Below are 23,562 nucleotides of genomic sequence, written 5' to 3'. Positions count from 1 at the left end.
AGTTAAATTTTGGTATCTGTGGGTGAGAGCTCGCCCGATTTGAGGGCCCGTCGCGTGAACGATCGTCACTCTCTCTTGAGAATCGTACTCTTATCTGGGGACAGTATTGAATAAATAACTGTATTCTGCCGACCAGTACTGCAAACGTTATCGGACTGGCCGGCGTACTCTTGCTATCGGTTAGTCTGATCGATGCGGTTCAGCGAGCCATCGGATCGCATCGACCGGACGACGGCGCCCACGGGTGCGCTCCTTGGTGATTCAGAGCATGGTGGTAGTACTATACGCGATCGAGCGGCCGTTCATGCGAAAGACGTTCGAAGCGATCGACCGTCACGTGGACGTCGAATCCGCGTTCGTCCCGGTCCGAGCGGACGCCCGGGGCTGTAGCGATCGGATCGTCGAGATCGAAGTGCGCGACCCCGACGCGGTCGACGAAAACGTTCGGGCGATCGATCCCGGCGTCGTCGTCTACAACCACCGATTCGGCATCGAGCGGTTCACGTTCTACGAGGAGTACCCGCTCGTTCACGTCCGCCACGGCGCGTCGATCGGTCGCGGCGAGATCGAGGTCACGACGGCGACGATCCTTGAGCACGTCGCCGCCGCGCTCGCACCCGGCGAGCGCTGGGCGCGGGCGTACCGGGCCGTTGCTCCCCCCGACGTACGGATCGCCGTCGTGGGGATCCCGGAAGCCGACGAACTGGTCGACGCGCCGCCGCCCCGCGAACGCCGGATACTGTACGCGCCGACCAACTACAAGGTCGGCCGGGGTGCGTACGCGAACACCGCCCGTTCGGTCGTCGAGTGCTTCGCCGACACGGAGTACGAACTGCTCTTTCGACCCCACCCGACCGACAGACGCGAAGGGCCGGGGTTAGCCGTCACTCGAGCGTGCCGGGATCGGATCGCCGAGATTCCGAACGTCGTCTTCGACACGGCCACGACGCCCACCGAGAGCATGCGTCGATCGGACGTGCTCGTCTCGGATTACTCCGGCTCGATCGCCGAGTGGCTCCACACCGGCCGACCGCTCGTCCAGTTGACGGACATCGACGCACCGGATCGTGACGTTCCCGAAATCGGCGTCACCGCGGACGCGATCGACTTCGCGCTCGTCGACGAGTTGTACCGCAACGGCGAACCCGACGCTGCGAAGCGCCGGCGGGCGTCGTGGCTCGACCGTCTCGGGATCCCGATGGACGGACGTGCCGGCGAACGCGCTGCCAGGGAGGTGTGCCGATGCGTGGCGTGATCCTCGCGGCCGGCCGCGGCCGGCGGATGGGACCGTACACCGACGATGTCCCGAAAGCCTTCCTCGAGTTCGACGGCCGGACGCTGTACGACCGACAGCGCACCCTGCTCGACTCACACGTGGACGGAACGAGCATCGTCCTCGGGTATCGCCACGAGACGGTCCTCGACAGGTACGATCCCGACGATCCGCTCGTCCTCGAGGGGTGGGACCGCTACGAAAACGCCGCGTCGTTACTGCTGGCACTCGAACGCATTCCGGACGATCTGCTGGTCATGAACGGCGACGTTCTCGTCGACGAGCGCGAGATCGGTCGGCTCGTGGGGACGTTCGAGTCCCTGTCGGGACATCTCAACCTCGTCGGCTGTATTCCGGGGATTCAGGCCGACGAGACGGCGATTCGCTGGGACGATTCGGGTCGGGTGACGGAGTACGGACTCATCGAGGGCCACCAACACGCCGGGTTCGGTATCGTGAGCCGCGACCACCGGGCGGCGGCGATCCGGATCCTCCGAGAGCGACTCTCCGACTGGTATCCCTTCGTCTACCCTCGGACGCCGACTCGGCCACTGTTGATCCCGGCCGAGCGACACATCGAGGTCAATCGCCCGGCCGACCTCGAGCGGGCCCGAGCGTGGCTCGCATCCGAGCGGATCCGGTCTGCGTGAGCGACGGACGGGCAGTGTACGGAACCCACGGCGATCTCACCCCTCTACCGGCGACGTTCGTTCACGCCCCGTCCCCGATAACCCGACGTTCTACGTTCGATGAGTGTCTGCCCGATTGAACGGAATACGGCGGGAAAACACAATATTGATACCTGCTGCCTGGTGGGAACCCAATAGATGGAGATTATCGGCCATCGTGGCTGTGCAGATCAGTTTCCGGAAAACACCGTCCTCGCGATCCGTGAAGCCGCCAGACGGCTGCCCGCAGTCGAGATCGATGTTCGACGCTGTGCGTCGGGTGAACTGGTGGTGTTTCACGATGCCACCCTCGAGCGTGTCACCGACGCGGACGGTCGGGTCTCGGAAACGCCGTGGACCGACCTCCGCGAACTCACCGTGCTCGACTCCGGTGAACCGATTCCGCGCCTCGAGTCGGTACTGCGAGCCGTGCCGGACGGAACCACCGTCCAGATCGAACTCAAAGACACCGGCGTCGCCACGGACGCGATGCAACTCGCGATGGCGGCCGGTGTCGACGTCCGCGTGACGTCGTTCCTCCCCGCGGCGCTGGCGGAAGTCGAGGACTGCTGTCTGGACGTTCCCAACGGGCTCCTTTTCGGCGACGAGCCCGACAGCAACCTCTCCCGGGCGCTCGATCTCGCGTGTTCACACGTGTTCCCCCACTACGACCTCTGCGTCGGCACTGACGTCGTCTCCGCCGCCCGCGACCACGGGTTCGGCGTCATCGCCTGGAAGGCTGCGCGAACGGTCGACGACCTCCGCGCGCTCCGGGCGGCCGGCGTCGACGGCGTCACTGCGGATCGGTGGGACATCGCGCCGCCGTCGCTCGAGGCGACGCCCTCCACACAGGTGCTGTAGCGCCGCTCCCTGCGGCGAGCGATCCCCGCGAGGGCCCGGCTCGGCTGTCGGGACAGGTGTTCGGCTCCGGGGCCTCGAAACTTCCCGTTCCCGCCCCGACGGACGGCTCTATCGGTCAGCGCCGCGGTCACAGCACTCCTCGAGCGTCTCGCCGATCGCCGCGAGATACGCCTCGGGCTCGTATCCCAGCCGGCCGACCCAGACGTCCTGATACGAAGGATGGAGGATCGGTACGAGCCACACGTCCAGTCGCGTACACCACACCGGCTCGAGCACGCTGTCGACGAACCCCTCGAGTTCGCGACCCTCGGCCGCGAGCACGGTCGTCGTCGCGTGTTTGCCGGTCGCGAGCACGACCGCCGGATCGACCGCCTCGAGTTCGCTCAGCAGGTGTGTCCGGCAGTTCGCTCGTTCCTCGGCGGTGGGCTCACGGTTCGTCGTCGAATCGGCCGGATCGGCTGGAAAACACTTCACCGCGTTCGTGTAGTAGGCGTCGTCGCCGTAGCCGACGCGCTCGAGCATGCGACGGATGCGGCGACCGGAGTGACGCGAGGTGTAGGCCCTGCCGGTCCAGTTGCCGCCCCGCCAGCGGTCCGCCTCGGGAGTGCCGCGGCCGGGGGCCTCGCCGACGACCACGACTTCGGCGTCGAGATCGCCGGTTCCCCACGAGATGCGCTCGCGGGAGTCGACGAGGACCGGGCAGCGATCGCAGTCGGACTCGAGGACGTTTCGACTGGTCGGATACGCGGGTTCGTCGGTCCCACCCGAATCGGGGTCCGGATCGGGGTCAGACGCGGGCACGCTCGGGGATACGTCCCCGAGGGCATATGCGAGTCGGTTCGGCGCGCTCGGCGCGTGTCGTTGTGTCGCACACGAGGGGACAGGTTTACGTGTAGTGGGTGGGTACGGAGACGACAATGACATCGCTTGGCCCGGAACTGATCGCGGAAGCACTCTCACTGGTCGTTTACACCGTCGTCGCCGGCCTGTTGACGGTCGGTGGCGTCCTCGTCGAGCAGGCGAGCCTCCAGCATCTCGGCTCCGGCGAGGCGATGATCGCGGTTTGGATGGCCATCCTCGGCGGCGTCATGCTCTATGCCGGCGCGTACGGACTGGGCTACCAGAAAGTCCTCTCGCAGTACGTCTGAGGCGGTCTCCTGTCCGTCAGTGCCGGTGGGACCGGCATATCGGGACAGCAAACCGTATGAGCGGTTGCGAGCGGAACACGGGGTCTCGAGTTGGTGATGGCGAGGGATCACGCGGTCGCCCCTGATTCGGTCTTCGAGTACGGGAGCCACGGCGCGTCCGTGCGGATGGTACTACTTGCTTCGTCGACGGCTTGCCGAAGCCGTTCGGAAACACACATTAGTAATTACCGCACCGTTTATCCAGTGAAATAACGTAGACGGGTGTTATCGACGGATGGAACTGGAACGTGACGGATTACTAGACGAATTGCTCGAGACGCCGGGGGTTTCCGGATACGAATCGAGGTGTCAGCGCGTGTGGATCGACCACGTCACAGGGCGCGTCGACGCGGTCGAGACGGACCCATACGACAACGCTGTCGCGAGGGTTGATGGCGACGGATCGACGACTGTGGCGGTGACGAGCCACATCGATGCGGTCGGATACGTCGTGCGACGGATCGATGACCGTGGATATCTTCACGTCGGCGGTGTCGGAGCAGTCGATGGCGTCTGCGCACGCGGACAGCGCGTCACCGTTCACGCGGCCGATGACGACGTTACCGGGGTGGTCGTCCATACGCCGACTGAAATGCGTGACTGGAGCGCCACCCAACTCACCGATCCGACGGAATTGCGGATCGACATCGGTGCCCACGACCGGGCCGACGCGCGCACTCGCGTCGCCGTGGGTGATCCGGTGACGATCGCTGCAGAGCCGGCGACACTCGCCAACGGACGGATCGCCGCGCGCTGCCATGACAACCGGATCGGCGCGTACGTCGTCGCGGAAGTCGTCCGTCACGCCGCAGTGACGACGACCGAGACGACCGTCCTTGGCGTGAGTACCGTCCAGGAGGAGATCGGTCGACGCGGTGCAGAGATGGTGACGGCCGAGTACGATGTCGACGCCGTGATCGTCGTCGACGCGGCGATCGCGACGGACGCGCCGGCCGCACCGACGGCAGTCGGGAACGAGATCACGCTCGGCGGCGGGCCGGTCGTCGCCCGCGGCGGCGGCAACCACCAGCGGCTGGTTACGGCCGCGAGATCGGCCGCCGACTCCATCGACCGATCGATTCAACTCCAGGCGACGCCCGTCGGGACGGGGACGGATGCGGACGTTTTCGCCGCGGCGTGTGGTCCGGTCCCGACCCTCCATCTCGGATTTCCCACGCGCAATCTTCATACACCGGTCGAGGTAGTCGATCGCAGTGATGTCGAAACGACGGTCGAGTTGCTCGCGGAACTGCTCTCGACGATCGGGGCCGATGGCCTGTAGCGGGCTTGTATCGCACGGTCACGCGCTACAGGCACACCGACTGCAGATCGGAAGAAGCCCCGTTTCCGAGAGCCGCTGCCGAAACTGTTCGATGGACCGTCCCGTCCAAATCTCGGACAACGGTTCGTCGCGAACGTTCCCCATCGACTGTCGGACGAACGGACAGGGATAGACATCGCCTTCGGGACCGACGAGCGGACGCCGATAAATCGTCTGACAGCCCCGCATCTGTTCTCGCTCTCCGCTTCCGAACCACTCGTGGATCACAGCGTCGGATATCCCGGGCGGGAACACCCGCACCGTCGTCGACGATCGTTCGCCCCGTTCCCGTACCTCTTGTACGTTCTCCGTGACGGTCGACGGGGTTGCCGGATGGTCCGGCACCGCTGGCAGCATAAAGGTCCCTTCGTCGCAGTCGAGTCGCTCGGCCGAGCGAGCGACGTCGTCCGGTCGCGCCCACGTCTGGAGCTGAAACCCGACCGTGTCGGCGAGGGGATCGACCGCCTCGAGAACGTCCGGAAACGCCTCCTCGTTGTACGAGGAGACGACACAGTTGAGATAGACTTCGTTCAATCGAGACCGATCGATCCGCCGCAGGTTCTCGAGGACGCGATCGAACGTCCCCTCCCCTCTGATGGCGTCGTGTCGCGCTCGTGGCCCATCGACGGAGACGTTGAGAGCGTCTATCGGGAGCTCGGCCACGAGTGAGCCCGCGTCCCGCGTCGAAAGCGACGTCAGGAGCCGCAGTTCCTCGACGCGGGGAGCGATCATCTCACAGATCTCGTCGATGTCGGGCCGCAACAGCGGTTCGCCGCCCGTAATTACGAACGATTCGACGTCGTGGGTCTCCAGATGGGCGAGCAAACACGCCTCGATCTCGTCGACGGACAGTTCGTCGAGGTTCCGGTTCGTTTCGAGGTAACAGTGATCGCAATCGAGGTGACACTGGTTCGTCACCTCGAGCGTGATGTTGGCCGGCCCGTTCATGCTTACAGTGGCGTCGGCTCCATTCCGGTTCGCTCCTCGACCATCGGGAGGATTTCGTCGACGAAGTACTGCATGTTCTGGCAGAAGCGCGGGTCCCGTCCGGCAAGCGTCTCGTCGACGTTCCAGGACCACCACCGGCAGCCGCCGCCACAGTACTCCAGTGCATCACACGTTCGACAGTCGTCCGGAGCGACCTCCGAGACGGTCGTCCCTTTGAACTCCCGCATGGCCTCACCTGTCCACGCCTCCTCGAGTCGCTCCTCGGTCACGTCGCCGCAGTCGTAGTCGTGAAGGAGCGTACAGGGGGTGACGGTTCCGTCGGGTTTCACACAACAGCTTCGTTCGTTGTACCGACAGATGGTCGAGTCCGGTTCGTACTCGGAGTAGCCGAACTCGAACACCTCCTGTTTGAACAGCCCTTCGACGTTGAGACTCATCTCCGTGTCCGTTTCGAGGTGTTTCTCGACGATCTCTTTGCCGACGGACTGGTACTCCTCGAGGTCGATTTCGAAGTAGCCGTCGTCGGTCGCGTCGGGTTCGACCTGTGCGAGGCCGATGCGCCAGCGACTCACTCCGAGGTCGGTGACGTAGTCGTACATCTCGGGTAACTCCTCGAGATTCAGGGTCGTCGCGACGCTACAGACGTGCGCTTCGACCTCGGAGTCGGCGACGCGCTCGAGCCCGCGTCGACAGGCCTCGTTCGTTCCCTCCCCTCTGATGGCGTCGTCGGAGTCCGGAGTGAGTCCATTGAGTGAGATGACGATGTTCGGCGAGCTACGCAGTGTGCGGATCGCCTCGATCGTCTCCTCGGTGATCAACATTCCGTTGGTCAGGATGTCCTGGATGCGTATGTATCGCTCCTCGATCGAGTCGATGATATCGAACAGATCCGGTCGCGTGAACGGCTCACCGCCGGAGATGATGACTGACTCGACGTTCATCCAGTACAACTCGTTGACCAACCGTCTGATCCGGTCCATCGACAGCCCCTCCCCCTGATGGAGGTATGGTTCCTGATAGCAGTGGGTACAGGCGATGTTACACCCTTCCGTGATGTCGAGATGGGCGAACTTGAGACGAGGCATGTCGACTGGCGGGGGAACCTCCTCGGGTGGGGACTCGCTTTCGTGGAGAACACCCTCCTCTCGGAGGAACTCGAGGAACTCCCTGACGTGATCTCGACTGTCGGGGTCGAACGTCTCTACCACCGAACCGACGCCGGTTCCCTGCTGGAGCTGTCGCAACACCTCGTATTGGTTCACCGTGAGTTGTTGTGTCTCCTCTTCGTCGAAATGGAAGAGGACGTACTCATCGTTGCCGCCTTTCAGGAAATACCCGTCCGTCAACCGTAGTTGTGTCTCGGTCATTGGTTCGAAACAGCGGGAAGCGCAGTTGGCTGGCGATACGACCGTTGGGCGGACCTCAGTAGAAGAACGTCGGAAGCTTGGCCTGATGGTCCGCGGCCTCTTTTTTCGTCTCGCTGAGCGCTTCGTCGACGAACTCGGTTTCGGCGTTTTCGAACCCTGACATGGGCAAGTGAATGTACTGCCTGGTTCGAGTTGGATTCTTCTGCAATAGTTTCGCCGTTTTATATGCCCCCCTGGAACGTCGATCTCCCACTCCGGCGGCGAGAGACCGTCCCGCTCTGGAGGAGGACGGCACGACGTGGCCTATAGATGTCACCGTTCGGTTCCGTACAGGGATTCGAGAACCGACCCAAGCGCAGCCACGAGGTGCTTGTGAACGGTACTCGGTGCGATATCGAGCGCCTCGGCGACTTCTCGAGCGGTCGTTTCGCGCGGGTACGAAAAGTATCCCATCCGGTAGGCAGTTCGAAGGACCTCTCGTTGTCGGTCCGTCAACCGGGTAACGTCGAGTACTCGATATGCTTCCTCCTCGAGGTCGGCATCGTCACGGACGAGTTGAACCAGTTTGACGGACTCGGCGTGCAGCCGGAGCGCCGACAGTACGTCCTCTAACTCCTCGAGCGAGGACGGGTAGATGGTGTAGCACAGTCCATCGTCGGTGACGTCGACGCGCTCGATCGGCACTCCGGAGTGTTCGGGGGACCGACAGACGCACTCGCTTGCGTCCGTTTCCAACCGGTAGACGGTCGTCGTTCCGTAGGAAAACTGTGGACTGATCGCGTCGTGTTCGGTCGAGAGATTGCGCTCCGACGCGAGCAGATCTATTCGCTGCCCGCTCCGGTCGATCGTTCGCGAGAGCAGTCGGACATCGTCGGCTCCGTCCCCGATCGAAGCGAGCGGACACCCGGTCGGATCAGTCACCTTGACCCGTGCTCGAAGCTGTGAACACATGAGACGACGTGGTTCTGGTCGGGTGTGGCACTGTACGGGCCGATTCGATCGTATTGGACATCGATATTTCCTTCCTCGACTAGTGTTGGTATTAGTTACTATGCCTTCATGTTATTTGAATATACCGGGGATGGCCCAGGCGGTTCGCACGTCGGAACGGGATAGCGAACGGCGACGCGAGCGTCGGGACGAGCGGTTCGCTGCGGATGCGTTCGGCGACGGCCCCTGAAACTGGTGATCGCCTCGGAACCCGCCCGTCCCGTTCCCCGGCCACCTGCAGGATCGAACGCCATTTAGTTTCGGAGTGAGATGAGATACACATGAGCAGGTTCGGCGAAGTCGACGACCAGTACGACCCCCACGAACTCGAGCAACGGGTCTTCGAGTACTGGGACGATGTCGATGCTTACGAACAGACGGTCGAGCACCGCTCGGACGGTGAGTCCTTTTTCTTCGTCGACGGCCCGCCGTACACGTCGGGGTCGGCGCACATGGGAACCACCTGGAACAAGTCGCTGAAGGACGTCTATCTGCGCTTCCTTCGGATGCAGGGGTACGACGTCACCGACCGGCCGGGCTACGACATGCACGGCCTCCCGATCGAGACCCGCGTCGAGGAGCGTCTGGGCTTCGAGAACAAGAAAGACATCGAGGAGTTCGGCGAGGAGAACTTCATCCAGGAGTGCAAGGATTACGCCAACGAGCAACTCGAGGGGCTCCAGGAGGACTTCCAGGACTTCGGCGTCTGGATGGACTGGGACGACCCCTATAAGACGGTCAACCCGGAGTACATGGAAGCGGCCTGGTGGGGCTTTTCGAAGGCCGCCGACCGCGGCTTAGTCGAGAAAGGCAACCGGTCGATTTCGCAGTGTCCACGCTGTGAGACTGCCATCGCGAACAACGAGGTCGAGTACGAGGACGTCGAGGATCCCTCGATCTACGTCAAGTTCGATCTCGAGGACCGGGACGGGAAACTCGTCATCTGGACGACGACCCCGTGGACGGTTCCGGCGAACACCTTCGTCGCCGTCGACGAGGACGGCGACTACGTCGGCGTGCGCGCCCAAAAGGATGGCGAGGAGGAACTCCTCTACCTCGCCGACGCGAAACACGAAGACGTTCTGAAAGAGGGCCGCTACGACGACTACGAGGTGGTAGCGGAAGTCACCGGCGAGGAACTGATCGGCTGGTCCTACGAGCACCCCCTCGCGGAGGAGGTGCCCGACCACGTCGACGCCGAGGGCGCGTTCGAGGTCTACGACGCCGACTACGTCGACACGCACGGCGACGGCACCGGGCTGGTCCACTCCGCGCCCGGTCACGGTGAGGTGGACTTCGAGCGCGGTCGCGAACTCGGCTTCCCGATCTTCTGTCCCGTCGGCGGCGACGGCGTCTACACCGAGGAAGCCGGCAAGTACGCGGGTCGGTTCGTCAAAGACGCCGACGACGAGATCATAGCCGACCTCGAGGACAACGGCGCGCTCCTCGCGTCGGGGACCGTCAACCACAGCTACGGCCACTGCTGGCGGTGTGACACCGGCGTGCTCCAGATCGTCACCGATCAGTGGTTCATCACGGTTACGGACGTCAAAGACGACCTCCTCGCGAACATCGGCGACAGCGAGTGGCATCCCGACTGGGCTCGCAACAACCGGTTTCGCGACTTCGTCGAGGAGGCACCCGACTGGAACGTCTCCCGGCAGCGCTACTGGGGGACCCCGCTCCCGGTCTGGACGCCCGAGGACCGTGACGACGACGAAGACATGATCGTCATCGGGACGCGCGAGGAACTCGCCGAACGCGTCGATCAAGACATCGATCCCGAGACGGTCGACCTCCACAAGGGAACCGTCGACGACCTCACGATCACCGAGAACGGGACCACCTATACCCGCGTTCCCGATGTCTTCGACGTCTGGCTCGACGCCTCGGTTGCATCGTGGGGTACCCTGAACTACCCCTCGGACGACAGCACGTTCGACGAGCTCTGGCCCGCCGACTTCATCCTCGAGGCCCACGACCAGACCCGGGGCTGGTTCTGGTCCCAGCTGGGAATGAGTACCGCCGCGCTGGGCGAGAGCCCCTATCAGGAGGTCCTGATGCACGGCCACGCGCTGATGCCCGACGGTCGCGCGATGAGCAAGTCCAAGGACATCCTGATCGACCCCCACGAGGCGATCGACCGCCACGGCCGGGACGTGATGCGCATGTTCCTCCTCTCGAACAACCCGCAAGGCGAGGACATGCGCTTCGACTGGGACGGGATGCAGACGATGGAGAACCACCTCCGGACGCTGTGGAACGTCTTCCGGTTCCCGCTGCCGTACATGCGACTCGACGAGTTCGACCCGCAGGAGACGACGCTGGACGATGTCGATTCCGACCTCGAGTTGATCGACGAGTGGGTGCTCGCCCGCTTGCAGTCCACGAAGGCGGCGATGACCGAGGCCTTCGAGGACCGCCGGCAGGACCGCGCGCTCGAGGCGCTCATCGAGTTCGTCGTCGAGGACGTCTCCCGGTTCTACGTCCAGGCGGTCCGCGAACGCATGTGGGCCGAGGAGGACAGCGGCTCGAAACGGGCCGCCTACGCGACGATCTATCGGGTGCTCCGGGAGAGCGTCGCGCTGCTCGCACCCTATGCGCCGTTCATCAGCGAGCAGATCTACGGCACGCTGACCGGCGACGACGGGTTCGACACCGTCCACATGGAAGACTGGCCCGCAGTCGACGAGTACTGGGAGGACGAACAGCTCGAGGTCGACGTCGCCATCCTCCGCGCGATCGAGGAGGCCGGCGCGAACGCCCGCCAGCAGGCCGGCCGCAAGCTTCGCTGGCCCGTTCCGCGGGTCGTCGTCGCGGCCGACGACGAGCGCGTCGTCGACGCCGTTTCCCGCCACACCGACCTGCTCGAGGATCGGCTCAACGCCCGCGAGATCGAACTGGTCTCGCCGGACGCCCGCTGGGAGGAACTCCAGTACAGCGCCGAAGCGGACATGAGCGAACTCGGTCCGGCCTTCGGCGACCGCGCCGGGCAGGTCATGAACGCGCTCAACGAGGCTCGCATCGACGAGCCGAGCCTCGAGGCGATCGAGGACGCCGTCGCGGACGTGCTCGAGGACGGCGAATCGATCTCCGACGAGATGGTTTCGTTCGTCACGCAGACGCCCGACAGCGTCGCCGGCACCGCGTTTAGCACCGACGGCGACGACCGCGGCGTCGCCTACGTCGACGCCTCGCTGACCGACGACATCGAGAGCGAGGGGTACGCCCGCGAGGTCATCCGCCGCGTCCAGGAGATGCGCAAGGACCTCGAACTCGACGTCGACGAACGGATCGCACTCGAGTTCGCGATCGACGACGACCGGATCGCCGACCTCGTCGCCGAGCGCGAGGAGCTGATCAGCGGGGAGGTTCGAGCCGACGAACGCCGCCCGGTCGAGGACGGCCACCGCAAGGAGTGGGACGTCGACGGTGTGACGATGGAAATCGCGATCGAGCCGCTGGCGGCTGCGGAAGCGTCGGACTAGCGTCTGGCAAGCGTTTGCAAGGGGATACTCCCAGAACGGGAGGAGAAGCCGACCGTTCTGCTTTTTGGTCCAGATTTTTCGAGGAGGGATGTGCGAGTGTGCGAGCGAATCCGACGAGAAAAAGGTGGATGCCGAGATGGCGATCGAGCCGCTGGCGGCTGCGGAAGCGTCGGACTAGTCGCCGCCGAGCGAGGCGAGGTCGTTCCTTCGTTCCGACCTCGGAGACGCGAATAGCCAGGGACGCTCCCTCCTTCGGACCATGCGAGCGGGCCTTCGGCCCGCGAGCAGACGGGGACCGAAGTGGCCCGCGAGCAGCGAGGGGGTTTCCGTTCGCTTCCCCGGTGATTCTGTGGAAGGTGATAGTATTCCTGTAAGAAGCGTCTTTACCACTGACTCGTTAGAACGGGCCAGTGCAATCCCGAGTCACCGTGCTCGCGTTCGTCGTGTTGCTCCTCGGCAGTTGTCCGGCCGCCGTCGGTGCCCTCGAGCCGGCACGACCGATCGATGGGACAGTCGCTGCTGACTCGAGCGGTGGGTCCGGCGAGTCGCTGCCCTCGGTCGGAACGAACAGTGGGGCGGTCGCGACGAGTCACGCCGAGGACGTGCTCTCCCGGACGACCGTCCTTCGGCACCGGCCGGCCGATCCCGACGTGTTCGAAGCGGCGGTGACCGTCGACGTTCCGGATTCGGTAACGGAACTCGAGATCGAACTCGAACGGGGTGCGACCGTCGAGTCGATGGCGGGATTCGAACGGACCGGCGAACGGACGTTCCGGTGGACGGAGGACCGCGAGGAGGCGACGATCCGGTACACGATGCCGGCGGATCGACGGGGTGAGGGCGAGCGAGTCGGGGTCCACTCGGCGAGTGACGGCTACGCGTTCGTCGACACCGGTGACTGGGGCGTCGTGGCGGTCCCTGACGTCGGGCTTTCGCTGCGCCGAACCGAGCCGGTCGGGCTCGAGGAGACGGTTCGGGTCGACGGACCGGGGGCGACCGGCGGCGACATCGCCTTCTTCGGTTCGGTTCGGGAGTACGAGCGAGCCGTCGACGGCGGGACGATCAGGCTGGTCGTCCCCGACGCGGCGACGCTTCGGGAGTCCCCGGAGGCGATCCTCACGAGCCTCGCCGACGCACGCGAGCGCCTCGAGGTCGGGGCGCGCAACGACGAGGTGTTCGTGGTCGCGGTCCCACACGAGATCGACTGGGGATCTCGAGGGATCCAGTACGGTCAGTCGGACGCGTGGGTCGTCGACGATGCCACCCTCGACGACCCGAATCCGGTGTGGCTCCACGAGTACGTCCACACTCGCCAGCGCCTTTCCGGGACGGAGACGGGGATCGAACCGGAAGCGGAGTGGATCGTCGAAGGACAGGCGGACTACTACGCGGGGCTGCTCGCGCTCGAGAACGGTCGGACCGAGTTCAACGAGTTCAGGCGGCTCCTCGAGCGGGGCGAGCAGTCTCCCTCCGCCGACGGGACGCTCGTCGACCGCTCGACTTGGGGAGACGAGCGGACCCACTACGTGAAAGGGGCGCTCGTCTACGGCGAGATAGACCGCCGGCTCCGGCTCGAGACGGACGGCGACCGGACGCTCGCGGACGTGTTCCGGTCGTTGAACGCCCGCGAAGGGGCGATGACCGAGGCGGAGTTCCTGGCGGCGATCGAGGACGCCGGCGGCGTGACGGTTCGTACCGTCGCCGAGCGGTACACGCGGACCAACGCGAGCCCGGAGATGTGGACCCGAAGCCAGCACGCCGCCGCTTTCGACCAGCCGGTCGCGGTCTTCGAATACGGGCTCGGACCCGGCTCGCTCGAGGTGGCGGACGGAGCGTGGGAACGGGAGCTCCCGTCGGCAACGGCTGATACTGACAGCGAGGAGCGCGACGCGATCGCGATTCCGGTCGGTGAATCCGTAACGATTCCGGGCAGAGTCGCGAACGTCGGCGAGCGCGAGGGTGTCTACGACGCGACCCTCCAGGTCGACGGACGGGTCGTCGATCACTACTCGGGGCGGCTCACACCTGGCGCGGAGACGAGCCATCGGTTCTCGTGGACGCCGTCCGAGCCCGGGGAGTACGAGGTTCGCGTCGGTTCGGAGCGGCTGTCCGTCGTCGTCCGCTCGTCGGCGAGCGTGACCGTCACCGACCTGCGGGTTACGCCCGACAGCACCGATCCCGGCGAGCCGGTCACCGCGACGGCGACGGTCGAGGCCGCCGACGACCGACCGGCCACGGCGATCCTCGCGTTCAAAACCGTCGACGGGGTCGTCGCTGAGCGCCCGGTCGCGATCCGGTCCGGCGAGACGGCGACGGTCGACGCCGACCTCCGGTTCGACGAGGGCGGACGGTACGAGATCGCCGTCGGCGAGCGGACCGCCACGGTCAGCGTCGGCGGCCCGGTGACGAGGCTCGAGGAGATGCCCGGATTCGGCCTCTCGGCGGCGCTCGCTGCCGTCGGCATCGTGTGTGTCCGGCTAGTGCTGGCGCGTCGTCGCTGACGCTCGAGTGCCGGTGGGCGTCGCGTACCGCCCGTCGACGCCGTACGAAGCCTGATATAGGATGGCCGCTATCCGTCACGTATGTCCGGTTCCGACGAACTCGCCCTCCTCGCGATCGACACGCTCGATTCGGAAGTGGCGATCGTCGATCCCGACGGGCTGATCGTCTACACGAACGCGGCGTGGCAGGAATTCGCGGTCGAGGGCGGGTTTCCCACCGATCCCGCGATGGTCGGCTTGAACTATCTCGATGTTTGCGAGGCGACTCGTGAAGACGATCCGTACGCCGAACGGGCCTGTGCGGGCATCAGAGCGCTACTCGACGGCCGAGAGGACCACGTCCAGCTGGAGTATCCCTGTCCGACGCCCGACGACCCGCTCTCGTGGTTTCTGATGTGGGCGACGACGTTCGAGCGGGATGGTGAGCTGTACGTTCTCGTCGAACATTTCGACATCTCCGATCGAAAGCGGATCGAACGCGAGATCGAGGAGCGAAACGAACGCCTCTCGACGGTGTCGCGTGTCCTGTCACACGACCTCCGAAACCCTCTGGCGGTCGCGCTTGGCTACACGGAGTTGCTCGCGGCGGACCCGTCACCGGAGACCGTCGCGGACGTCCGCGCCGCGCTCCACCGGATGGACGCCATCATCGACGACGCGGTGACGCTCTCGAAGCAGGAACTCGACGAGATCCACGTCGTCGATCTGCACAGCGTCGTCGAGGACGTGTGGACGGTCATCGAGACCGACGGGGCGACCCTCGAACGCGGTGAGACGGTCGCGTTCGAGGCGGACCGGAGTATCCTCTCGAGTATCTTCCAGAACCTCTTTCGGAACGCGATCGAACACGGCGGCGACGGCGTTACCATCGGCGTCGGCGCGCTCGAGGGCGTTCGTGGTTTCTACGTCGAAGACGACGGGCCCGGCATTCCGGCCGACCGTCGCGAGGACGCGTTCGAAGTCGGCTACTCGTCGGGGTCGACCCGCGACAACACCGGACTCGGCCTGTCGATCGTTACGAACGCGGTCGACGTCCACGACTGGCGGATCGACGTGCTGGCGTCTCGATCCGGCGGTGCTCGATTCGAGATCACGATGGCCGACCGCTGATCTCCCGTCGAGATCTCACGTAGTCTGCCGTCACCGGAGACCGGCGCGCCCCCACGGCGAGTCGCGGCCGGGCCGGCACTGACTGATAGCCGTCCGTCTCACTCGAGGGCGACGCGGAACTGACAGGTATCGGCTCCGTCGTCGACACACTCCGTTTCCGTGACGGTCGCGTCGGCGCCGAACGCGGTGGCGAGTCCCTCGAGGATGCCGTGGGCGAGCCCGCAGTACTGCTGGTCGCGGGCGGTATCGTACGTGACGGTCACGGCATCGGACTCGCGTGTCGCGGATACCGCAGGGAGCGACGTCTCTTCGGTGGCGGTGTTGATGTTGTTGTATGCGTCCTCGAGTCCGACGAGCAGTTCCGGCAGGCCCTGGTCGCGTTGGACGTGTGCGCTAAACGTCGAGAGCAACTCGGGGGCGAGGGTCTTGCCGAAATCGCGTTCGATCGCCCGCCGATCCTGGGTGGCCATCGTCGAGAGCGTTTCGAGGATGGCGTCGATTTCCTCGTCCTCGTAATGAGAGACGGGGAGGTAGAGCTTCGGCTCGAGACCGGACTGCTCGACGATCGTATCCCAGGTGCCGTCGTCGGTTCGGTCGACGACGTACTCCTTGAGCGTCTTGTGGACGATTCCGTGCATCCCAACCCGTTGATTCGTTCCCGCAGTGTCTCCGCCGATCGGTTCGTCGGTGCCGTGGCCGAGCCGACCTCGTCCCAGGCGATAACAGCTAGACCAGTGTTCGGGGAGTACTTAATCGTTTACTTACAGGTACGGCGCGAGCGTGGGGGCGACGGAGACCGTCTCGACCCCGCGCTCGAGGGTGTCGGTGCCGTAGATCGCTTCCACGCCGGCCCGAGAGAGCTTCGTGACGGCGTTGCGAGCGAGCAGCGGGTGGACGCAGGTCACGAACACCCGACCGACGTCGCGATCCTCGAGGACCGCGACGGCTTCGCTCATCGTCGACCCCGTCGCGATGATGTCGTCGACGACGACGACGTCGCGGCCGGCGACGTCGACATCGCTCGGCGAAACCTCGACCTCGGTGCCCGAATGGCGGGTCTTCTCGAAGTAGTCGGTCTCGCCCGTGCCGTAGCTGTCTCGGGTCGTCTCGGCGAGTTCGACGGCCCCCGCATCCGGCGCGAGGAAGACCGGATCCACGAGGTCGTCGGGCAGGGGTTCGGCCAGTCGCCCGGCCGCGTCGACCGCCGTCGCCGCCGGCTCGAAGAACTCGCAGACGGCCGTCTCGTGGGGGTTGACGGTCAGGACCCGGTCCGCCCCGGTCGAAATCGCACGGGCGACCGCCCGCGCGGAGACGGGATGGCCCGACTCGAAGGCCGCGTCCTGGCGCCCATAGCCCATGTAGGGCAGGACGGTGACGACCTCCGCGACGCCGGCCTCGCGGACGGCGTCTTGCAACTGGAGCACCTCGAGGTGGGCGTCGCTCGAGACCGTCGAGGCGACGATCACCGCCCGATCGGGCTCGGCCTCGGCGACGCCGGGGACGGCGGCGAGCAGTTCGCCGTCGGGAAAGCGGTCGTACTCGACGGCGGCGAGCGGTTCCTCGAGTTCGCGTGCGAGCGCGGCAGCCAGAGCCTGCGACGCGGATCCGCTGACGATCATAGTCGGTTGGACAGGCCGGGGGGTAAACCAGCTTTCGTTCTCCCGGCTCCCATCGCCGGGTGGTCCCGTCGGCGACGAGGGGCCGGCTACCTCGCAGGGCCGTCGGTCTCTGGCGGTGTCGTCGCGGGGACGGCCATCCCGACGACGTCGGTGACGCCCAGCAGTCGCCGTCGCCACCCGTCCTCGCTCGAGGAACGGAAGGTCCCGGTCTCCGTGACGGCGTAGGTTTCGTCGCCGTACCCGAAGCCGACGATTCGATCGCTCGCGTCGTCGTCGGCGAGCCATTCGCCGTCCCCCGCCGACGCGTAGATCGTCTCCCCCGAAACGGCGTGTGCGCGCTCGATGTGGCCACGCCGGGACCGTGGATCCGCCGCGACGGTGTCGAACGACCCCTCGAGGACCGCCATCCAGCCGTTGCCGAGCTTGTAGAGTCCATCGGCGGTGGCGGCCAGCGGCACGCCGGCAGCCGAGACGTCCCGTACGTCGGTCAGTCCGGCGTGATCGAGCCCGCCGCCGTGGACGCGGTAGACGCCACGATCGGTCCCGACGAGGTCGCTGTCGATCGCTCGGACCGTCGCGACGGCCTCGTCCTCGAGCGTGGTCCACCCCTCGCTCCCGCCCGCTCGACGCGCAACGCGGCCCTCCGGGTCGGCCCCGATCAACTCGCCGCCGTCGTATCCGACGGCGACCGCCGGGCCGAATCCGGTTTCGACGAACGTCTCGTCCTCGCTGGCTGCCCCGTCGTCGCCCTCGAGCGGACACACGCGGATGTCCTGGTCGGTAGCGATGGCGACGGCGTCGCGGGTCGCTGCGATGTCGCGGGCCTCGCAGCGCTCGCAGAGGCCGAATTCGCCGACCGTGTCGCCGGCGACGCGGACGCGGACGACGCCCATCGCGCTCGCGACGTAGGCAGTGATCGCCCCCTCCCGGTCGCCGTAGACGCGCTTTTCCTCGATCGAATCCATACGGAAACGTGGCGAGGGTGGGCCGAAAACGTTCCGCCCCGTGGCCGTCGCGTCGGGACAGGTTGCGGAATCCCTTTGGGGAGTCCGGTCAGACTAGCGCGTAATGCAAGTCTTCGGATCGAGCGGGACGCGGGGCGTCGCTAACGAGGAGCTGACGCCTGCGTTCGTCCTTCGCGTCGCGAAAGCGGCGGGGACGACCTGGCGCGACGATCACGGTGGGGACCGCGTCGCGATCGCCCGCGACACGCGCTACACGGGGCGGATGCTGGCCGACGCGGCCGCAAGCGGGCTGGCGAGTACCGGAACCGACGTCGACCGCCTCGGGATCGTCCCCACGCCGGGCGCACAGGCCTACGCCGAACGGGAAGGGGTTCCGGTGATGGTCATCACGGCCTCACACAATCCGCCCCAGTACAACGGCGTCAAACTTGCGGGGGCCGACGGCGTCGAACTCTCGATCGCCGCCCTCGAGTCGATCGAGGAGCGGCTGCTCGCGGAATCGTTCACCGTCGCCCCCTGGGACGAAACGGGACGCGTTCAGGAGGTAGCGGGCGTCCGGCGGGCCTACGTCGACGACCTGCTCGCCGCTGCCGATCGGGAGCGGATCGCCGACGCCGACCTCACCGTCGCGCTCGATCCGGGTCACGGGGCGGGCTCGCTGACCAGCCCCGAGTTCTTCCGCGAACTGGGCTGTCGCGTGGTCACCGTCAACGGCCAGCCCGACGGTCACTTCCCGGGACGGGACCCCGAACCCGTCCCCGAGAACCTCACGGACCTCGGGAGGCTCGTCCGGGCCACCGACGCCGACGTCGGCATCGCCCACGACGGTGACGCCGATCGGGCCATCTTCTTCGACGAGACCGGCGAGTACGTCGAGGGCGATGCCACCCTCGCCGCCCTCGCCGCGGCCGAACTCGAGGCCGGCGACACCACCGTCTCGGCGGTCAACGTCTCCCAGCGGCTCGTCGACGTCGTCGGCGAGGTCGGGGCCGAACTCGAACTCACGCCGATCGGTTCGACGAACATCATCACCCGCATCGAGGAACTCGAGGCCAACGGCCGGCGGGTCCCGATCGCGGGCGAGGGCAACGGGGGGATCTTCTTCCCCAACTACCGGCTCTCGCGCGATGGGGCCTACACGGCCGCGCGATTCCTCGAGTTGGTCTCCCAGCGGCCGGTCAGCGAGATCGTCGCTCCCTACGACGGCTACGTCAACGTGCGGCGCAACGTCGAGTACGAGTCGACGGCCGAACGCGACGCGATGCTCGACGCGGCGGCAAACCAGGCCCAGGCCGCCGACGCGGAACTCAACACGCGCGACGGCTATCGGCTGGATTACGGCGATGCCTGGGTGCTGGCCCGCCCCTCCGGGACCGAACCGCTCGTCCGGATCTACGCCGAAGCCCGCGACGCCGACCGCGCCGAACGGCTCGTCGACGACATGTACGACGCGCTGGCGGCCGCGAAAGCCGACGCCTGAATCCGGTTTCTGTCGACCGATCCGCAGCCGCGACCAGCCGGGCGACCGTCACGTCTCGCTCTGAACCGATCAATCGACGTGCGATGGTGCGCGCTGGCGGTCGACCGAGCGTCGCAAGGCCGAACGCAGTGAGGCCTCGAAAAGCGAGCGGTGCGGGACCGATGGTCTCACAGACCATGCGAACGGCGCGTCGCGCCGTGAGCAGACGGTGACCGCGGGGACCCGTGAGCCGAGCGAGGGCGGCCGCTGACACTGCGCGAGTGAATCGGCTGGGAGGACGTGGCGACTCCCCGTTGCCCCAGCAGCACGCTGTTCGTTGCTACTGCCGTTTCGACGCGGACCGTTTTAACCGCCTTACTGAGTCAGGGAACGATCGTCACCGGAATCTCGGCGCGCCGCGTGACCGCCTCCGCGACGCTGCCCAGCAGCATCCGCGAGACGCCCGCTTTCCCCTCACTGCCCATCACGATCGCGTCGACGTCCGCCTCGTCGACGTATTCGAGGATCGCGTCCGCCGCTCCGCTGCCCTCGACGACGGTCGTTTCGACCGATCGCTCGTACTCGGCGGCGGTTTCCCGGACCGCGGCGAAGAACGCGGGCTCGTCGTTCCCTGACACGACGCTGGCGTAATCCGCCTCGAGGTCGTCGACCGCGTGGACGACCGTTACTCGATCGGCGGGCACCCACTCGAGGGCGTACGCGAGGGCCGCCCGCGCCGGCTCGGAGTCGTCCATCGGGACCAGGACGTGTCTGGCCATGGACGATCCTTCGAGCGTCGGCGGCTAAAGTACGGGGCCGTCGTCGCGGACGATTGGTTTCGCCGCCGTCGTCACGCCGCCTCAGATCGGGTCGTCGACCTCGAGTGCGTCCTCGAGTCGCTCCCGTTCGGTCCGCAGGCGTTCGAGCTCGTCCGCGACGCGACCGTCGGACAGCCGCTCGCGTTCGGCGGGAGTGAGCCGGACGACGGCCTGAGCTGCGGTCTGCAGGCGGTCATAGTCGGGGTCGGTCGCGAGGAGGCCGGCCTCGCGCAACGTTGCGACGGTCTCCTCGTCGGCCACCCGCGCGACGAAGGGGCGATACTCCCGCACCCGGCGGCGCAACGCGCCGGCCGGTTCCGGCGGCCAGTCGATCGTCAGCGGCTCGGCGTCGATGCCGTCGAGATACGTCTGCTGGGTCGCGACCGACCGCTTGAGTTCGTCCGCGCTCTCGACGTAGTGGGAGAGCTTCGACCGGGAGTAGCCCGCGTACTCGAGCAATTCGGGGATCGTGTACTCGCCGGCCGGGTTCTCGCGAACGTACGCCAGTAGCTCGTCGGGCGGTCGCTCGTAGGCCACGAACGGATACCACGTACTTCGCTCGAGGAGGTCGAACACCTCGCGTGCGCTGGCCGAGAGCCGGTAATCCTCGAACGCCTCGCGGACGGCCTCGTTGTAGCGCTCGATGGGCTCCCGGAGCCGGTCGACCGGTGCGTCCAGATCGGCAGTCGAGAGCTCGAGCAGCCGCTCGTGGTCGTCGATTTCGTCGTCGATGGCCCGCAGGCGCTTGTTCGCGTTCTTGCGGGCCTCGACCAGCGCTTCGCGAGCGGCCTCCCGTTCTTCGAGCAGGTCGGCGTACGCGGCGGCCGGCTCGAGGGCGTCGGTGGCCCGTTCGAAGTCCGATTCGCTGAGCCGGCGTTTGTCGATCGCTTCGAGGGCGTCCTCGAAGGCCTCCCGTTCCGGGAGGTCGTCCGACAGGCTCGAGACCAGCCCGTCGAATTTCCCCTCGAGTTCGATGTACGCCTGAAAGTTCTCCTTGCCGGTTCCGGTCGCGCGGTCGACGTAGTCGTCCAGCAGTTTCGTCGCGTTTCGATAGGCGGTCGCGACCTCGTCGACGGTTTCCTCGCCGTGGTCCTCGATCCGGTCGTTGCTCTCCGCGAGTCGGGCTCGGGCGGCCTCGAGTTCCTCGAGGGGCGTCGATTCGTCGCTCCCGGCGGCAGTGTTCGAGCGGTCGTCGGAGGGATGGACGCGCTCGCTCATCTTACTCGTAGACTGTCTCCGGATCGAACACCCGTTCGCCGACCTGCTCGCCGTCGATCGTCCGGTAGAAACACGACCGGTGGCCGGTGTGGCACGCGCCGCCCTCCTGATCCACCAGATAGAGGAGGGTGTCGGCGTCGCAGTCGACTCGCACCTCCGCGACGTCCTGAACGTGGCCGCTCGTCGCGCCCTTCTCCCAGAGTTCCTCGCGACTGCGGGAGTAGTAGTGTGCGCGGCCGGTCTCGCGGGTTCGATCGAGGGCGTCCGGCGAGACGTAGGCGACCATTAGTACCTCGCCGGTGTCGGCGTCCTGTGCCACGGCGGGGACGAGTCCGTCCTCGCCGAAATCGACCGAAACGTCGTCGTCCATACTCGAGACGTTGTTCGTCTGAGCGATAGGTCTTTTGCTGGTCGGGTCGCCACACCGGCGGCGAATACTCGCCATCCGGTCCGGACGTGGGTACCGTCAACGTTTATTGTGCGCCGTGTGGGCAGGAGTCCGTGATGTCCGACTACACCAAAGTGAACTACCACGACGTCGACGATCGGAACGGGATGTACTTCCTCCGTGACGAATTGGACTGCGAGAACATGGGCGTGACCGTCGTCGAGTGCGACCCCGGCTGGGAGGGCAAGGAACACGTCCACGAGGAGGAAGACCACGAAGAGGTCTATCTGCTGATGGAGGGCGAAGCGACGGTCACCGTCGAAGACGAGACGATCGAAATGACCCCGGGCGATGCGATCCGGATCGCCCCGGACGCGACCCACCAAATCCACAACGGCGACGCCGAGAGTCGGTTCGTGCTGATGGGCGCACCGTGATCGCCCCCGGCCCGGTGCCGGACGCGTTCCGATCGAGTTCGTCGACCGTCGCGAGCGGCTGTCTCTTCAGGGCCGTTCGTACTCGACGCCGTCGGCCGTCACGACGGCGACCGTCACACTGCGAGCCAGCCGGCCGCCCGTTCTGACGTGGTGCTCGGGCAGCAAGGGCAGCGATACCGGCCGGTAGGCGTTGCCCTTCATCGCGGCGATGCCGGCGTAGCGACCGACTTCGCGGTCCCGGTCGAAGACGTGGATACGCTTGTCCGCGCCGCGGCCGTACCGGTAGGGAAACGCGTCCGGGTCGGGACCGGGACAGGTCAGCGCGTCGGCTGCGAGGGCGGCCTGAACCGTGCCGTCGGCCTCGAGCAAGAGTCGTGGTTCGTCGGTCCCCGTCCGATCGCGCCCGTCCTCGATCGACGGCTCCTCCCGTCCCGTCTCGAGTGCGGTCGCCGCGGTCGACGACTCCTCCCGCCACTGTGGGTTCGCGTCGGTTCGTACGCAGGCGTACCGCCCGTCGGTCAGCGCGATCCGGTCCGGAATCGAGTACAACCGGCGGCGTCCATCCGCCCGCCCGCGGAGCAAGAACGGCTCGCCGAGGACGGCCCGGGCGTCCTCGACTCCCCACTCGTCGACGACGAGGACCGGCGCGCGACCGGCGTGGGCGGCGTCCGCCAGTCCGCTGACGAGCGACAGCGGCGTGACCTCCCGGACGCGCTCGACCGACAGCGGTGCGTCCGGACCGTCCGCAGGGTGGTCGCCACCGGTCGCCACGACCGGCGCTTCGCCGTCGATCGGATCCGGACAGCGGTAGCCGCGGTCACGGAGGTCCGCGAGGACGGCCGTGAACCGCGAGGTTTCGGGGGATTTCATCACGCCCGATACGACGCCGAGTGACAAGAGCATACGGCCAACACGGTCGATCGGGGCGACCAACTGCCGTCCCC

The 23,562-nt window shown here is 66.3% G+C and carries 21 protein-coding genes; 10 read left to right on the top strand and 11 right to left on the bottom strand.

The features are described from left to right. Nucleotides 1-268 precede the first annotated feature (268 nt). From CP557_RS16105 to CP557_RS16095, 3 genes are all read left to right on the top strand, one after another. Entirely contained in the window at nt 269-1,255 is a 987-nt protein-coding gene (locus CP557_RS16105; protein ID WP_097380840.1) for a CDP-glycerol glycerophosphotransferase family protein, read from the top strand. Then, the gene (locus tag CP557_RS16100; protein ID WP_097380839.1) at nt 1,243-1,923 is read left to right on the top strand and encodes an NTP transferase domain-containing protein; all 681 of its coding nucleotides are present in this window, start codon (nt 1,243-1,245) and stop codon (nt 1,921-1,923) included. Before CP557_RS16105 ends, CP557_RS16100 begins: the two co-directional genes overlap by 13 nt. 177 nt (nt 1,924-2,100) lie before the next feature. Next, a complete protein-coding gene (locus tag CP557_RS16095; RefSeq protein ID WP_097380838.1) occupies nt 2,101-2,802 on the top strand; it encodes a glycerophosphodiester phosphodiesterase in 702 nt (233 codons plus the stop codon). A 108-nt stretch (nt 2,803-2,910) separates the two neighbouring features. Here the strand turns inward: CP557_RS16095 and CP557_RS16090 are convergent, their stop codons facing one another. Beyond that, nucleotides 2,911-3,603: a uracil-DNA glycosylase gene (locus CP557_RS16090; protein ID WP_097380837.1), complete on the bottom strand. Its 693-nt coding sequence runs from the start codon at nt 3,601-3,603 to the stop codon at nt 2,911-2,913. A 116-nt stretch (nt 3,604-3,719) separates the two neighbouring features. Between CP557_RS16090 and CP557_RS16085 the strand changes: the two genes are divergently transcribed. Together CP557_RS16085 and CP557_RS16080 are read left to right on the top strand one after the other, a co-directional pair. Next, entirely contained in the window at nt 3,720-3,950 is a 231-nt protein-coding gene (locus tag CP557_RS16085; RefSeq protein WP_097380836.1) for a hypothetical protein, read from the top strand. 274 nt (nt 3,951-4,224) lie between these two features. Next, on the top strand, nt 4,225-5,271 hold the full coding sequence (locus CP557_RS16080) for a M20/M25/M40 family metallo-hydrolase (RefSeq protein WP_097380835.1): 1,047 nt from the start codon (nt 4,225-4,227) through the stop codon (nt 5,269-5,271). A gap of 18 nt (nt 5,272-5,289) precedes the next feature. Here the strand turns inward: CP557_RS16080 and CP557_RS16075 are convergent, their stop codons facing one another. The 3 genes from CP557_RS16075 to CP557_RS16065 form a co-directional block, all read right to left on the bottom strand. Then, a complete protein-coding gene (locus tag CP557_RS16075) occupies nt 5,290-6,258 on the bottom strand; it encodes a radical SAM protein (protein WP_097380834.1) in 969 nt (322 codons plus the stop codon). A 2-nt stretch (nt 6,259-6,260) separates the two neighbouring features. Then, on the bottom strand, nt 6,261-7,625 hold the full coding sequence (locus tag CP557_RS16070) for a radical SAM/SPASM domain-containing protein (RefSeq protein WP_097380833.1): 1,365 nt from the start codon (nt 7,623-7,625) through the stop codon (nt 6,261-6,263). Nucleotides 7,626-7,937: 312 nt separating this feature from the next. Beyond that, nucleotides 7,938-8,576, bottom strand: coding sequence for a helix-turn-helix domain-containing protein (locus CP557_RS16065; protein ID WP_097380832.1), 639 nt, complete (start codon nt 8,574-8,576; stop codon nt 7,938-7,940). Nucleotides 8,577-8,896: 320 nt separating this feature from the next. Between CP557_RS16065 and ileS the strand changes: the two genes are divergently transcribed. The 3 genes from ileS to CP557_RS16050 all read left to right on the top strand — a co-directional run bounded on the left by ileS (nt 8,897) and on the right by CP557_RS16050 (nt 15,714). After that, nucleotides 8,897-12,103, top strand: a complete 3,207-nt coding sequence (ileS, locus tag CP557_RS16060) for an isoleucine--tRNA ligase (RefSeq protein ID WP_097380831.1) — start codon at nt 8,897-8,899, stop codon at nt 12,101-12,103. A 410-nt stretch (nt 12,104-12,513) separates the two neighbouring features. Continuing rightward, nucleotides 12,514-14,604 (top strand): CARDB domain-containing protein, encoded by a 2,091-nt coding sequence (locus CP557_RS16055; protein WP_097380830.1) that lies wholly within the window; start codon nt 12,514-12,516, stop codon nt 14,602-14,604. 81 nt (nt 14,605-14,685) lie between these two features. Beyond that, nucleotides 14,686-15,714, top strand: a complete 1,029-nt coding sequence (locus tag CP557_RS16050; protein ID WP_097380829.1) for a PAS domain-containing sensor histidine kinase — start codon at nt 14,686-14,688, stop codon at nt 15,712-15,714. A 98-nt stretch (nt 15,715-15,812) separates the two neighbouring features. Here CP557_RS16050 and CP557_RS16045 read toward each other — a convergent pair whose 3' ends face one another. The 3 genes from CP557_RS16045 to CP557_RS16035 all read right to left on the bottom strand — a co-directional run bounded on the left by CP557_RS16045 (nt 15,813) and on the right by CP557_RS16035 (nt 18,298). After that, nucleotides 15,813-16,352 carry a heme NO-binding domain-containing protein gene (locus CP557_RS16045; RefSeq protein WP_097380828.1) on the bottom strand — a complete coding sequence of 180 codons (540 nt, stop codon included), beginning with the start codon at nt 16,350-16,352 and terminating at the stop codon, nt 15,813-15,815. Between the two features lie 123 nt (nt 16,353-16,475). Next, a complete protein-coding gene (locus tag CP557_RS16040) occupies nt 16,476-17,333 on the bottom strand; it encodes a ribose-phosphate diphosphokinase (RefSeq protein ID WP_097380827.1) in 858 nt (285 codons plus the stop codon). A gap of 86 nt (nt 17,334-17,419) precedes the next feature. Further along, entirely contained in the window at nt 17,420-18,298 is an 879-nt protein-coding gene (locus CP557_RS16035) for an HVO_0234 family beta-propeller protein (protein ID WP_097380826.1), read from the bottom strand. A gap of 103 nt (nt 18,299-18,401) precedes the next feature. On the opposite strand from CP557_RS16035, the gene glmM reads away from it, so the two are divergent. After that, complete coding sequence (glmM, locus tag CP557_RS16030) at nt 18,402-19,778, top strand: phosphoglucosamine mutase (RefSeq protein WP_097380825.1); 1,377 nt, start codon at nt 18,402-18,404, stop codon at nt 19,776-19,778. A 362-nt stretch (nt 19,779-20,140) separates the two neighbouring features. On the opposite strand, the gene CP557_RS16025 is transcribed toward glmM, so the two are convergent. The 3 genes from CP557_RS16025 to hisI all read right to left on the bottom strand — a co-directional run bounded on the left by CP557_RS16025 (nt 20,141) and on the right by hisI (nt 22,163). Next, nucleotides 20,141-20,536: a universal stress protein gene (locus CP557_RS16025; RefSeq protein WP_097380824.1), complete on the bottom strand. Its 396-nt coding sequence runs from the start codon at nt 20,534-20,536 to the stop codon at nt 20,141-20,143. Between the two features lie 81 nt (nt 20,537-20,617). Then, on the bottom strand, nt 20,618-21,793 hold the full coding sequence (locus CP557_RS16020; protein ID WP_097380823.1) for a DUF7118 family protein: 1,176 nt from the start codon (nt 21,791-21,793) through the stop codon (nt 20,618-20,620). A 1-nt stretch (nt 21,794) separates the two neighbouring features. Continuing rightward, a complete protein-coding gene (gene hisI / locus CP557_RS16015; RefSeq protein WP_097380822.1) occupies nt 21,795-22,163 on the bottom strand; it encodes a phosphoribosyl-AMP cyclohydrolase in 369 nt (122 codons plus the stop codon). A 134-nt stretch (nt 22,164-22,297) separates the two neighbouring features. On the opposite strand from hisI, the gene CP557_RS16010 reads away from it, so the two are divergent. Beyond that, on the top strand, nt 22,298-22,618 hold the full coding sequence (locus CP557_RS16010) for a cupin domain-containing protein (protein ID WP_097380821.1): 321 nt from the start codon (nt 22,298-22,300) through the stop codon (nt 22,616-22,618). 66 nt (nt 22,619-22,684) lie between these two features. Here the strand turns inward: CP557_RS16010 and CP557_RS16005 are convergent, their stop codons facing one another. Next, nucleotides 22,685-23,488, bottom strand: a complete 804-nt coding sequence (locus CP557_RS16005; RefSeq protein WP_097381680.1) for a hypothetical protein — start codon at nt 23,486-23,488, stop codon at nt 22,685-22,687. Nucleotides 23,489-23,562: the final 74 nt, after the last annotated feature.

The organism is Natrinema ejinorense (assembly GCF_002494345.1).
Taxonomy (GTDB): Archaea; Halobacteriota; Halobacteria; order Halobacteriales; family Natrialbaceae; genus Natrinema; species Natrinema longum.
This window is presented reverse-complemented; position numbering and strand designations above follow the sequence as displayed.